This is a genomic window from Phormidium tenue FACHB-1050 (assembly GCF_014696925.1).
Classification (GTDB): Bacteria; Cyanobacteriota; Cyanobacteriia; order Pseudanabaenales; family Pseudanabaenaceae; genus Pseudanabaena.
The window spans coordinates 113,063-125,373 of record NZ_JACJQY010000002.1 but is presented as its reverse complement, the minus strand read 5'-3'; the positions used below and the strand labels follow the sequence as shown (position 1 = coordinate 125,373).

Here is a 12,311-nt window from a genome sequence, read left to right as displayed (position 1 = left end):
GCCAATGAAAAGAAAATTTCCTTGGTTGCGATCGCTACTTGTTTTAGGCTGCTTTGGTCTAGTGATTTCGTTTGTCGTTCCCTTACTTGATCGCATTATTCAAATCTATCAACTTGTCGCCACCTCATCGCCAATCTTAGGCGGCTTCGTTGTGCTGTTAGTAATGGGATCATTGGCAGGATTGTTTTTTGTAATCTGGCGATATCTTAATCTATTTCAAGCAGAACCAACTCCACCCCGACCACTTCCTGAAATTCCCACCGATAAGATCGAAGCTGCCCAAGATAGCCTCGAAGCCCTAGAGCGTCAAGTTGAGCAAATCCAAGATGAAGTGATGCGGCGATCGCTTGCTGAGCAAACAGAACAACTCAAAAAGAATTTCATTCGTCAGGAATTGCGTGTGGTGGTGTTTGGAGTTGGCTCCGCAGGTAAAACTTCCTTAGTAAATGGATTGCTCGATTTAGCACTTCAAGATTCTGAAGTTAGAGGCGAAGTCGGTGCAACTATGGGAACCACACAACTTGGGAAAGTCTATATGCCTATGAAGTTTCCCAATCTAGATGTACCTGTGCAAATTACTGATTGCCCAGGCATATTAGAGGCGAGTGCCTTAGGTAGCGATCGCGAACAGGAAGCTCGAAAAATCGCCACAGAAGCAGACTTGATTGTATTTGTGGTCGATGATGACTTACGGCGCTCAGAATATGAAGTTCTCAAAGCGCTTACGGAAATCGGCAAACGGACTGTGCTTGCTTTCAATAAAATTGATCGGCTCACCAAAAGCGATCGCGAAATCATTCAGACTAGTTTACGATCGCGAGTATTGAGCTTGATCGCACCCGAAGATGTGGTCGCGATCGCTGCCAATCCTGCCGCGATTACCCTCGACTCTGGCGAAGTCGTTACACCTAAGCCTAAAATTCAACCTTTGCTGGCTCGTATGCTCGATATTCTTAGCTATGAAGGCGATGAACTGGTAGCGGATAATGTGTTATTGCGATCGCAAAGACTTACGGAAGCAACTCGTGAAGCTTTATCTCAACAACAACAAGCAGAAGCCGAAAAAGTAGTGGAGAAGTTCCAATGGTTAGTAGTTGGGGTGGTATTTGCTACGCCTCTGCCCGTGGTCGATCTCCTTGCTACAGCCGCAATTAACGCACAAATGGTTGTAGAAATTGGGAAAGTCTACGGCTGTGAAATCAATATTGATCGCGGTAAAGAATTAGCGAATTCTCTCACCCGCACTCTCGTTAGTCTCGGTATTGTTAAAGGCGTAGTCCAAATTGTTTCCACAGTCATTTCCGTAACGGTCGTAGGACTAGTTCTCAAGGCGACGATACAATCAGTGACGGCTGCCTATCTCACACGCATTGCTGGCAAGAGTTTTATCGAGTATTTCAGTCGTGATCGCGATTGGGGTGATGGTGGTATCGCGGAAGTAGTACAGCGTCAGTTTCAACTAAATCGCCGTGATGAGTTTCTCAAAGTCTTTGTGCAAGATGCTGTCAATCGCGTGATGGTTTTAATGAAGCAGTAATAAACAAAGGGGAGAGAAACTAGCGATCGCCTATCTCAAAAATGAATCGGCTAAAGACTTAGCCATTTTAAGAAACTACGCAAGTGTGGGGCTTGACTTGTAGTTATAGCTGTCGCCGACAAATCAAAACCCAAGAAGTGAATTGCGGCGCTTCGCGCAGCAACTCACTTCTTGGGTTTGTATCCTAACAAGACTGGCGACAGCTATAATTCGGCATACTACAGCAAAAAAATAGTTAGCTGGTACAAACCAAAACCCCAGAATCTAGTGGCTACGCTTTTCGCAGCCACTAGATTCTGGGGTTTTATGTCCTAAGCAAAACTTGCTTTGCTATAAAAAACAAGCGATCGCTTATTAAGGCGATCGCTTGTTAAATTAAATTAGAGAATTTTTACTTGTTTGCTACAACTGTCTTGCTTTTAACTTCGGACAATGTAGGAAAAGAAGATTGCTCAGCAAAAGTCTCCTTATTCCTGAACAAAGCAACTTGCTCATGGGCAAAACGCATCTGCGAATTGATCGCAGTTGTCGTTGCATCATAGAGATTAGTTGCCATTTTAGGATAAGCACCGATCGCAATAATTGGTACTAAGAAGCAAACTGCAATAAACACTTCGCGAGGTCGGGCATCACTAAATTCAGCTTCACTAGGCAAAACGCAATTTGTACCGAAACAAACTACATCTTGGTTACCTTGAGCCTTGAGGCTGATGTCCGAAATATCGCAAGATGGATTGATATCACAGGTGGGATTTGCATCGGAAGCGTAGAAAATCTGACGCAACATCGACAGCAAATAAATTGGTGTAAGAATCACTCCAACTGCGGCTAAAAATACCGTCACTGTTCGGAAAGTAGAGCTATAAACATCACTGGAAGTCATCCCGACAAAGATCGAGATTTCACTAGCAAATCCACTCATCCCAGGAAGGGCAAGGGAAGCCAACGCACCAACAGTAAATAGCGCAAATACCTTAGGCATTACCTTACCGATATAACCCATCTCGGTCATTAACATCGTGTGGGTGCGATCGTAGGTGACACCTGCGAGGAAGAACAATACAGAAGCAATTAAACCGTGAGAAAGCATTTGCAACATTGCGCCACTGATACCCAAGTCAGTAAACGAGGCAATCCCGATCAGCACAAATCCCATGTGCGACACCGATGAAAATGCAAGGCGGCGCTTCATATTGACTTGGGCAAAGGAATTCACCGCACCATAAACAATATTAATTACACCAAGCATCGCTAAAACTGGAGCAAAGTAAACATGGGCATGGTCAAGTAATCCCATATTGAGACGGATTAGACCGTAGCCACCCATTTTTAGTAATACACCTGCCAAAATCATCGATACAGGAGAAGATGCTTCGCCGTGAGCATCAGGCAGCCAAGTATGCAAAGGGAAAATTGCGAGTTTGACACCAAAGGCAATTAATAAACCTGCATAAAGAGGAAGTTCTAAAGCAAGAGGGAACTCCTTGAGGGCTAGCTCAGCCATGTCAAAGGTAAGGTTGTTGCCGTAGAGAGCCATCGCTAAGCCCGCAACTAGGATGAAAATAGATGCGGCGGCAGTGTAAAGCAAAAATTTGGTGGCTGCATACTGGCGTTTCTGACCTCCCCAGATCGAAACGAGCAAATACACAGGAATTAGCTCCACCTCCCACATGATGAAGAACAGCAGTAAATCTTGAGCAACAAATACGCCGATTTGTGCAGAGTACAGCACTAACATCAGGAAGTAGAACAGGCGTGGTTTGATATTTACCTGCCATGCTGCGAAGATGGAGAGTGTGGTGACAAGTCCTGCCAGCAGCACTAGAGGTGCGGAGATGCCATCGACTGAAACTGCCCAACTAAGTCCTAATTGGGGGATCCAAGTGTACTTTTCCGCGAGTTGAAATGTCGCGCTGCTCGGATCATAGTTCTTCCAGAAGGCATAGCACATCAAAATGAAGTCAGCGATGCCTACGCCTAATGCATACCAACGTACAGTTTTGCCTTCTTTGTCGGGCAGTATGGGTATGAGTAAGGAACCTACGAGGGGCAGCAGGACGATCGCGGTAAGCCAAGGAAATTGGGCTGATGTCATGTCAATGAGAATAAATACTTACTCTAGGGAATGTGAAGTATTGTACTAAACTTTACAAAGTTTTAAGCATTATTCTTTTCGATGCTTATCATCAAAATAGCAAAGGATTTGCTTGGAGCTATCTTTATGCATTGAATCTAAGCCAACCTATAGCAATGTAAGTTTGCTTAGGACATAAAACGCAAAAGATGGGTGGCGGCGCGAAGCGCCGCCACCCATCTTTTGCGTTTTGATTTTCCTATCTATTTCTTGCATTGCTATAGGTTCGACTAGATGCCTATAAACTAGATGTCTATAGCTAGCTGTGCAAAGCCCGTAAAGTTGCACCCCTCAGGGGTGCAACTTTACGGGCTTTGGTAATTTGCGGCGCTTTGCGCTGCAACTTGCTTCTAGGGTTTGTACCCTAACAAGAATGGCGACAGCCATAAAAAACAAATTGTAGGGGCTATTCATGAATTGCCCCTACGGCTAAATTTTGCTTAATGATTTGTTGCTGATACTCCCTTTCTACGCCAGAATTAGTGGGGAAAGGCTAGACGATCGCCTTTTGATAAAGGACGTTTATAACTGTGAAAGCGATCGCCATAATTTTAAAACAAGAAATATCGCTGAGCCATTGGTAATACTGACGCAGGCTCACAGGTCAATAATTCGCCATCAGCTCGAACTTCATAGGTTTCGGGATCGACTTCCATCACTGGCAAAGCATCATTGAGCTTTAAGTCACGTTTGCTGATATTACGAGTTCCTTTAACTGTAAGTACCTGCTTCTTCAAGCCTAATTGGGTAGGAATATCTCGCTCCATCGCAGCTTGAGAAATAAAAGTAAAGGATGTAGGCGCGATCGCACCGCCATAGCTGCCAAACATCGGACGCATATACACAGGTTGCGGGGTGGGAATACTGGCATTGGCATCGCCCATCTGCGCCCATGCGATAAATCCTCCCTTGATCACCATTTCAGGTTTGACTCCAAAAAAGGCAGGATGCCAGAGAACGAGGTCAGCAATTTTACCAACTTCAATCGAACCGACATATTCGGAAATACCATGCGTGATTGCAGGATTAATCGTGTATTTTGCGACGTAGCGCTGAGCGCGGAAATTATCGGCTCTGGTACTTTCAGGACTAGAAAGAACTCCTCTCTGCACCTTCATTTTGTGAGCAGTTTGCCAAGTTCTGATAATCACTTCGCCGACTCTTCCCATTGCTTGCGAATCAGAGGAAATCATACTAAACGCACCGAGATCGTGAAGAATATCTTCAGCAGCGATCGTCTCACGGCGGATACGCGACTCAGCAAAGGCGACATCTTCAGGAATGCTAGGATCAAGATGGTGACAAACCATCAGCATATCGAGATGTTCATCTAAGGTATTGAGAGTATAGGGGCGAGTGGGATTAGTAGAAGAGGGAAGTACATTTGCCTCACCACAAATTCTGATGATGTCAGGAGCGTGACCTCCGCCCGCACCTTCAGTATGATAAGAATGAATGACTCGGTTTTTGAAGGCAGCGATCGTATCTTCCACAAACCCTGCTTCGTTTAGTGTGTCCGTGTGAATTGCGACTTGAATATCATATTCATCAGCAACGCTTAAACAATTATCAATAGCCGCAGGAGTGGTTCCCCAGTCCTCATGCAGCTTTAATTTAATGACTCCAGCTTCCACCTGTTCGACTAACCCTTCAGGTTTACTGCTATTCCCTTTGCCTGAAAATCCTATATTCATAGGGAAGGCATCAGAAGCTTGCAACATCCGATGGATATTCCAAGGTCCTGGGGTACAAGTCGTTGCATTAGAACCAACGGCTGGTCCAGTACCACCACCGATCATGGTCGTGATCCCAGAGGCGATCGCCACTTCAATTTGCTGTGGACAGATAAAATGGATATGAGTATCAATTCCTCCTGCTGTGAGTATGCGTCCTTCTCCCGCAATGACTTCTGTGCCAGGTCCGATAATGATATTTACATTATCCTGAATGTAAGGATTTCCCGCCTTACCGATCGCTACGATTTTGCCTGCTTTGATGCCCACATCGGCTTTGATGACACCCCACCAATCAAGTATCAGTGCGTTAGTAATTACGGCATCTACGGCTCCATTAGCATTGGTAATCGGTGATTGTCCCATGCCATCACGGATTACTTTACCGCCACCAAATTTAACTTCATCACCGTAGGTGGTGTAGTCGCGTTCCACTTCAATAAATAATTCGGTATCAGCCAAGCGAACCCTATCACCAACGGTTGCGCCGTAGGTTTCTGCGTAGGCACGGCGCGACATTCTATAACTCATTTGTTTAATTCTCCAATTTGCCTTCTACTAAAGCATTAAATCCATAAATCTCGCGAGTACCCACATAGGGAACTAGATTTACTTCTTTCTCATCCCCCGGTTCAAAGCGGATGGAAGTTCCCGCAGGAATATCAAGGTGTGTACCTTTGGCGCGATCGCGATCAAATATCAAAGCCCGATTGGTCTCATAGAAATGGAAATGGGAACCAACTTGGATCGGGCGATCGCCTGAATTAGCAACTTTGAGCGTAATTACTTCGCGCCCAGCATTTAATTCAATATTACCTTCTTGAGTAATGATTTCACCAACAATCATAGATTTACCTCCATTGTTAATTGCTAGGATGTAGCGCGAAGCGCTACATCCTAAATGTTGAGAATTTGAGCAGCAGTTAAGTCTAGTTCAGGAAAAGTCCGCGAATTAATTTTGTCATCTCCTGTAAATCTGGTTGTTTGATATTTACCATTTTCATCTAATAGGTTGACGAATACAGTAGGTACTTTGGGATTACCTAAAAATTCACGACTGGCGATCGCTAAATAATCCACAATCCAATATTCGGGAATACCTAAACGCTGATATTCATCAAATTTATCAATATAGTCGTCATCCCAATTGTTTGAAGCAACCTCGACAGCTAACTGAATTTTGTCACGCAATCCTTTGTAGTCTCCCCGATTAGAGCGCCAAATAGTTGCGTCGATTACACTTAAATCAGGTACACGTCCACGTTCATTTCCCTGTTGGTCAATAGTTCTAATAGGAATTGCTCTTTTGACCACATAGTTAAGAGATAAACGTTCTACCTCTCGATAAAATCGTCTATCAATGAATTCACCAACATCATCGTGATTGCGTGTAAATGCCATTTCACAAATCTCAACTATCTCGCCATCAATTAGTTCAAAATGACCATATTCTGGACAAATTTCTAAAAACTGATCAAAGGTTAATTTTGGTTTCCCTTCTGCCAAATTTTGTTTGTTTTGTGTTTCTGCGATCGCAATCATCTCAGACCTCCATAAAGTATTTGGATTGCTGGTTAGCGAATAGGATTATGTACTGTTACAAGTTTCGTTCCATCGGGAAAAGTTGCTTCCACTTGCACATCATGGATCATTTCGGGAATGCCCTCCATCACATCATCACGGGTGAGCAAAGTTGCGCCATAGGACATCAACTCGGCAACTGTACAACCTTCCCTCGCACCTTCTAAAATCTCCGCAGTAATAAAGGCGATCGCTTCAGGATAATTTAACTTCAAACCTTTAGCTTTACGGCGCTCTGCTAATAATGCAGCCGTAAAAATCAATAATTTATCTTTTTCTTGAGGCGTAAGTTGCATGAATATCTACCAAACTCTAGGTAAGCATTTACTTAGTTTTTAATTTTGGCTTTGCCAAAAACAAAAACTCACCAAATTCTAGGTATACATTTATTGAGTTTCTAGTTTTGGCTTCGTCAAAACTAGAAACTCACCAAACCCTAGGTACGCATATTGCTCTATCCCTATAGGATACACGCAAAAGCTGCCAAATTTGCTGAAACCATTTACGCGCATCGCTAGAGGAGTCTCCAAAATAACGACATACTAAACCTGACAGCGATCGCGTAACTCCTGACATTCCTTGATAATTTCCCCGTTCCCAAGTAGAGCGAATATGCGTAATTAATTCAGGTTCTACGGTTGCACCGACAAAGATAAAATTTGCGGCGATCGCATAATTATTTAATCCATTAGGGCTCCCTAACATTTCTGTATTTCCATTGAGATATTGTCGATCAATCCATAGCGGATTTTGGTCGCGCCATACCTCCGTGTGCGATCGCCAATTACCATCTAGAAATCTCTCTCCCCTAGCTGTACGCCCAAACCTGATAATTTCCCACATCGTAAGGGTAGCGGCTGGTGCTAGTTCAATTCTAGTTTGCTGACGATATTGGGCTTCGGAAAAAACAATTGTCTCCTGTGGAAACCATTCTAAATTTGCCCCTTCATCAACACAAATGTGGACATTTTGTAAGGATTCTGCACCTGTGCTGCGATAAATTTTGCTAGCAGCAGCAGTAGTAATTAGGGCTTGAGCTTTCGGCTGTAAATGAATTTTGGCGGATAGGCGATCGCCTCCTACTAAACCACCTGCGGTATGTAAGAGAATGCAATGACAAACTTCGTTACCTTCAGGATAAAGCGATCGCTGAATTTTCCAAGGTGCTACGGTGTAATTTCGGGTTAACACAGTTTGTTGATTCCGTTTCGCAAATTCTAATTCTAATTCTCCCGCCCAAGGTGAAGCCATAGGAATATCCAGTTAATTCTGTGTAATAGGAAACATAGCATTTAATAGACTGAGGCTAACACAAAAATAAGGGGGAGTGCTTCGCACTCCCCCTTATTTTTGTGTTTTTAAACTGCTAGGAATTTCTGAATTACTTCGTTACTTAGTTCTGAAGTTTTACCAGAGGCGACAATACCGCCTTTTTGCATGGCGTAATACCAATCTGCTTGGCGGACAAAGTGCAAATGCTGCTCCACAAGCAGGATTGAAATCCCAGTGGTTGCCACAATATGTTTAACTGCCGATTCAATTTCTAGAATAATTGATGGCTGAATTCCTTCTGTTGGTTCATCGAGAATTAATAATCTGGGTTGTCCCATCAAAGCACGGGCGATCGCTAATTGCTGTTGTTGACCGCCACTAAGGTCACCCCCCATACGATTGAGCATCGATTTTAATACTGGGAATAGCTCATACACCATATCTAAGAGGTTTTGGCGAACCGCAGGAGTAACAGGTCTAGATTCTAAACCAAGTAAGAGATTTTCTCTGACGGTCATACGGGGCATCACTTCTCGCCCTTGAGGCACATAGCCCACACCCATTCTAGCGCGTTGATCGGGCGTGAGTTGAGTAATATCTTTACCAAAGAAAGAAACATCTCCCTGTCTAGGTTTTAGCAAACCCATAATCGTTTTTAACAGCGTTGTCTTACCGACTCCATTACGACCAATTAGACAAACCATTTTGCCCGAAGCCACGCCCATATCCACATTACGTAGAATATGGCTTTCACCATAATAAACATTGAGATTATTAATTTGTAAAATCGGATCGTAAGTATCTTCCATAAATCACCTCTATTTCAAATTTGGGTTGTTAGCTATTAGCATTCAAACTTACCAATTACCAATCACCAAAAGCTAAAAGCTAATTGCTAAAAGCTAATCGCCAATCGCTAATGCTCCTCTTCCTGCTGCCCCAAATAAACCTCAATTACTCTTGGATCGTTCTGCACTTCTTCAAAATTGCCTTCACAAAGAACGCTACCTTGATGTAAGACGGTTACCTTCCGTGCGATTTGACGCACGAACTCCATATCATGCTCAATGACGATAATAGAATGGGATTCTGCCAAAGACATCAAGAGCTCACCAGTTTTTTCAGTTTCTTCATCAGTCAAACCTGCTACGGGTTCATCCACTAATAACAGATCTGGAGACTGAGCAATTAACATACCAATTTCTAACCATTGCTTTTCTCCATGGGAGAGAAACTCTGCTTTCATTCCTGATTTGTGGCTGAGTCCGATGGTTTTCAAAAGATCGTTGACCTTCTGCTTCTCTACCACTGTTGGTGGCTTAAACAATGTAGAAAAGACATTCTTATTAGGATTACTCGCTAACTCTAAGTTCTCCCTTGGTGTGAGATTGAGGTATACACGCGGTGTTTGAAACTTGCGTCCTACTCCCATTCTGGCTATTTTATGCTCAGAAAGCGATCGCGTATTTCTACCTTTAAATTTCACCTGTCCTTCGGTGGGTTTCACTTTGCCCGTAATCACATCTAAGAATGTTGTTTTACCCGCACCATTAGGTCCAATGATTACCCTTAGCTCACCCTGTTCCATATCAAAGTTCAAGTTATTAATGGCTTTAAAGCCGTCAAAACTAACCGTGACATTTTCAATTTCTAGGATTTTCCCTTTCACTTTGTACCTCTGGATCTAACTCAAGACTGGGATATGTAACCGTTGGTCTGCCAAAAAAGATTCTCTTAAATAGCAATACGCCACTAGTGCGACACCAACCAACTAGACCATCGGGCAGTACCATGACGACAATCAAGAACATCGCACCCTGAAAGAATAGCCAAATTTCGGGGAATTGCTCACTCAGTAAGCTCTTAGCAAAGTTGACTAAAATTGTGCCGATTAATGCACCGATTAGTGTAGCTCGACCACCCACAGCTACCCAAATTACCATTTCAATGGAAAGAGCAATATCCATTGATTTTGGAGAAATGATTCCAGTTTGAGGTGTAAATAATGCACCACCAATACCAGCCAAAACAGCTGATATCGCAAATACCAATACCTTAAAGCCTGTGGGATCATAGCCAGAGAATCGAGCGCGGTTTTCATCATCTCTTAAAGCAACTAATAAGCGTCCGAATCTACCACTAGTCAGCCAGCGACATAGAGCATAGGCTAATCCTAAAAAGATTACAGTTAAGATGTAAAAAACTCTTTGGGTTTCAGGAGCATTGATATCGTAGCCAAAAATGGTCTTAAAATCAGTCAGTCCATTTGTGCCATTAATCAGTTGCTGCTGACCGTTGAAAAAGTTAAAGAAGATAATCGTGGTGGCTTGAGTAAGAATTGAGAAATACACTCCACGAATGCGATTTCTAAATACTAAGTAACCTAAGACTGCGCCCACAATCGCAGGGATCAGCACGATCGCTAAAACTGTAAATTGGAAAGAGTAAAAAGGTTCCCAAAGAGCAGGAAGTTTATTAATGCCATAGAGAGGCATAAACTCAGGCAACTTTTGGGTGGACTCAGCAGGAAATTGCAGCTTTAAGTGCATCGCAAGGGCGTATCCACCCAAACCAAAAAAGACTCCATGTCCCAAGCTCAAAAGTCCAGTAAAGCCCCAGATCAGATCAATCCCTAGGGCAACAATCGCCAAAGCTAAAAATCGACCTAGCATCGTGATTCTAAAAGCTTGTCCCGTCGCACTAAAAATTTGGGGGATCACAAAAATCAGTATCACGGCGATCGCTAAGCCGACACCAACTTCAATCCCTAGCGATCGCCAATTTTTCTGAGATATCGATGGAGTTGGAATATTTTGAGAAATATCTTCTATCATGCTCATTTGTCTATTACATACTGATGTTCAGAACACTTACAACTCTACCGATCGCCCCTTTTGAGGGAACATGCCCGCAGGCTTGTACTGTAAGAAGGCAACAATCGCAAGGAAAAGTAATACTTTTGCCATGCTGGTAGTACCAAAGAAAGTGAAAAATCCTGCCACAGGACTTTGTGGACCAAACAAAGTAACAAAGGTTTGCGATCCAAATAGATAGCTAGTAATGCCGATCGCCATGGCTGCTGCAATACTACCAACAAGCTTACCAACACCACCAACCACAACCACCATAAAAGTGTCAACAATGTAGTTTTGACCAGTATTAGGACCCACTGATCCAAGGAAACTAACTGCACAGCCGGCGACCCCAGCAAGTCCCGAACCAAGGGAAAAAGTAAGTGCATCAACAGTTTTAGTGGGAATTCCTAAACAAGAACTCATTTGGCGGTTTTGCATAACAGCACGGATGCGTAACCCCCAAGGCGATTTCTCTAAAAACAGATAAATACTAATTACACAAACAATGGTTAAGGCGATGATAAATAGACGCACATAAGGAAACTGGATTGAGCCAATCTCCATACCGCCACGCAACCATTTCGGAGCAGTTACATCGACGTTTTGCGCTCCAAACCAAGGTTGAGTTACCGCAATCTTATAGGTCTGAGCCATTAATACAGCTACAGTAACTGAAATGGCTAGAGATAGAGGTAAGAGAATCGCGATCGCCCAGTTACGAATTGATTCCCAATTTGGTCTTTTCTGAAGAATCCAGACACCGACGAAATACAAAATACTAAAAACTACTAGACCAACTAGGATTACCCAGTTGACGCTACGGACAAATTGTTGAAAAATCAGGCTCACGCCCCAAGTCGCTAAAAGCGTCTCAAGCGGTCGTCCATACAGATGACGGATCACTCCTTTTTCTAAAAGAAATCCAATCCCTGCGGTTACCAGAAAAGCAGCAATTAGTGCGGCAAAAACATAGAAATCTGTCCAAGGTTCTCCCAACTTTTTGAAGCCATTCTGCACTACAAAAGTTGTATAAGCTCCAAACATCATCAGTTCGCCATGAGCCATATTAATTACGCCCATCAAACCAAATACGATCGCCAAACCTAGTGCAGCTAGCAACAAAACAGAACCTGTACTGATGCCGTTAAATACTCCTTGAAGAAGTTGGAGAAGATTCTCTGTCATGTTTCTATCAACAT

At 43.3% G+C, this 12,311-nt stretch carries 11 protein-coding genes; 1 reads left to right on the top strand and 10 read right to left on the bottom strand.

What is annotated here, in order from left to right:
* Nucleotides 1-4 precede the first annotated feature (4 nt).
* The gene (locus H6G05_RS02025) at nt 5-1,537 is read left to right on the top strand and encodes a YcjF family protein (RefSeq protein WP_190575875.1); all 1,533 of its coding nucleotides are present in this window, start codon (nt 5-7) and stop codon (nt 1,535-1,537) included.
* A 391-nt stretch (nt 1,538-1,928) separates the two neighbouring features.
* Here H6G05_RS02025 and H6G05_RS02020 read toward each other — a convergent pair whose 3' ends face one another.
* The 10 genes from H6G05_RS02020 to urtB form a co-directional block, all read right to left on the bottom strand.
* Complete coding sequence (locus H6G05_RS02020) at nt 1,929-3,632, bottom strand: NAD(P)H-quinone oxidoreductase subunit 4 (protein ID WP_190575873.1); 1,704 nt, start codon at nt 3,630-3,632, stop codon at nt 1,929-1,931.
* Between the two features lie 590 nt (nt 3,633-4,222).
* A complete protein-coding gene (gene ureC / locus H6G05_RS02015; protein WP_190575871.1) occupies nt 4,223-5,935 on the bottom strand; it encodes an urease subunit alpha in 1,713 nt (570 codons plus the stop codon).
* A gap of 4 nt (nt 5,936-5,939) precedes the next feature.
* Complete coding sequence (locus tag H6G05_RS02010) at nt 5,940-6,251, bottom strand: urease subunit beta (protein ID WP_190575869.1); 312 nt, start codon at nt 6,249-6,251, stop codon at nt 5,940-5,942.
* Nucleotides 6,252-6,301: 50 nt separating this feature from the next.
* Nucleotides 6,302-6,946: a Uma2 family endonuclease gene (locus tag H6G05_RS02005; RefSeq protein ID WP_190575867.1), complete on the bottom strand. Its 645-nt coding sequence runs from the start codon at nt 6,944-6,946 to the stop codon at nt 6,302-6,304.
* Between the two features lie 32 nt (nt 6,947-6,978).
* On the bottom strand, nt 6,979-7,281 hold the full coding sequence (ureA, locus tag H6G05_RS02000) for an urease subunit gamma (protein ID WP_190575865.1): 303 nt from the start codon (nt 7,279-7,281) through the stop codon (nt 6,979-6,981).
* A gap of 130 nt (nt 7,282-7,411) precedes the next feature.
* Complete coding sequence (locus H6G05_RS01995) at nt 7,412-8,236, bottom strand: urease accessory protein UreD (RefSeq protein ID WP_190575863.1); 825 nt, start codon at nt 8,234-8,236, stop codon at nt 7,412-7,414.
* 107 nt (nt 8,237-8,343) lie between these two features.
* Nucleotides 8,344-9,066: an urea ABC transporter ATP-binding subunit UrtE gene (gene urtE / locus H6G05_RS01990; RefSeq protein WP_190575861.1), complete on the bottom strand. Its 723-nt coding sequence runs from the start codon at nt 9,064-9,066 to the stop codon at nt 8,344-8,346.
* Between the two features lie 107 nt (nt 9,067-9,173).
* Nucleotides 9,174-9,926, bottom strand: coding sequence for an urea ABC transporter ATP-binding protein UrtD (urtD, locus tag H6G05_RS01985; protein WP_190575859.1), 753 nt, complete (start codon nt 9,924-9,926; stop codon nt 9,174-9,176).
* The gene (gene urtC / locus H6G05_RS01980) at nt 9,901-11,091 is read right to left on the bottom strand and encodes an urea ABC transporter permease subunit UrtC (RefSeq protein WP_190576049.1); all 1,191 of its coding nucleotides are present in this window, start codon (nt 11,089-11,091) and stop codon (nt 9,901-9,903) included. Before urtC ends, urtD begins: the two co-directional genes overlap by 26 nt.
* A 36-nt stretch (nt 11,092-11,127) precedes the next feature.
* Nucleotides 11,128-12,297, bottom strand: a complete 1,170-nt coding sequence (gene urtB, locus H6G05_RS01975) for an urea ABC transporter permease subunit UrtB (protein WP_190575857.1) — start codon at nt 12,295-12,297, stop codon at nt 11,128-11,130.
* Nucleotides 12,298-12,311 lie beyond the last annotated feature (14 nt).

Excerpts from the sequence above, each read along its gene's own strand:
- H6G05_RS01995 (WP_190575863.1), bottom strand. The coding sequence starts at position 8,236 with ATGGCTTCACCTTGGGCGGGAGAATTAGAATTAGAATTTGCGAAACGG.
- ureC (WP_190575871.1), bottom strand. The coding sequence starts at position 5,935 with ATGAGTTATAGAATGTCGCGCCGTGCCTACGCAGAAACCTACGGCGCA.
- H6G05_RS02025 (WP_190575875.1), top strand. The coding sequence starts at position 5 with ATGAAAAGAAAATTTCCTTGGTTGCGATCGCTACTTGTTTTAGGCTGC.
- urtC (WP_190576049.1), bottom strand. The coding sequence starts at position 11,091 with ATGATAGAAGATATTTCTCAAAATATTCCAACTCCATCGATATCTCAG.
- ureA (WP_190575865.1), bottom strand. The coding sequence starts at position 7,281 with ATGCAACTTACGCCTCAAGAAAAAGATAAATTATTGATTTTTACGGCT.
- urtE (WP_190575861.1), bottom strand. The coding sequence starts at position 9,066 with ATGGAAGATACTTACGATCCGATTTTACAAATTAATAATCTCAATGTT.
- H6G05_RS02005 (WP_190575867.1), bottom strand. The coding sequence starts at position 6,946 with ATGATTGCGATCGCAGAAACACAAAACAAACAAAATTTGGCAGAAGGG.
- H6G05_RS02020 (WP_190575873.1), bottom strand. The coding sequence starts at position 3,632 with ATGACATCAGCCCAATTTCCTTGGCTTACCGCGATCGTCCTGCTGCCC.
- urtB (WP_190575857.1), bottom strand. The coding sequence starts at position 12,297 with ATGACAGAGAATCTTCTCCAACTTCTTCAAGGAGTATTTAACGGCATC.
- H6G05_RS02010 (WP_190575869.1), bottom strand. The coding sequence starts at position 6,251 with ATGATTGTTGGTGAAATCATTACTCAAGAAGGTAATATTGAATTAAAT.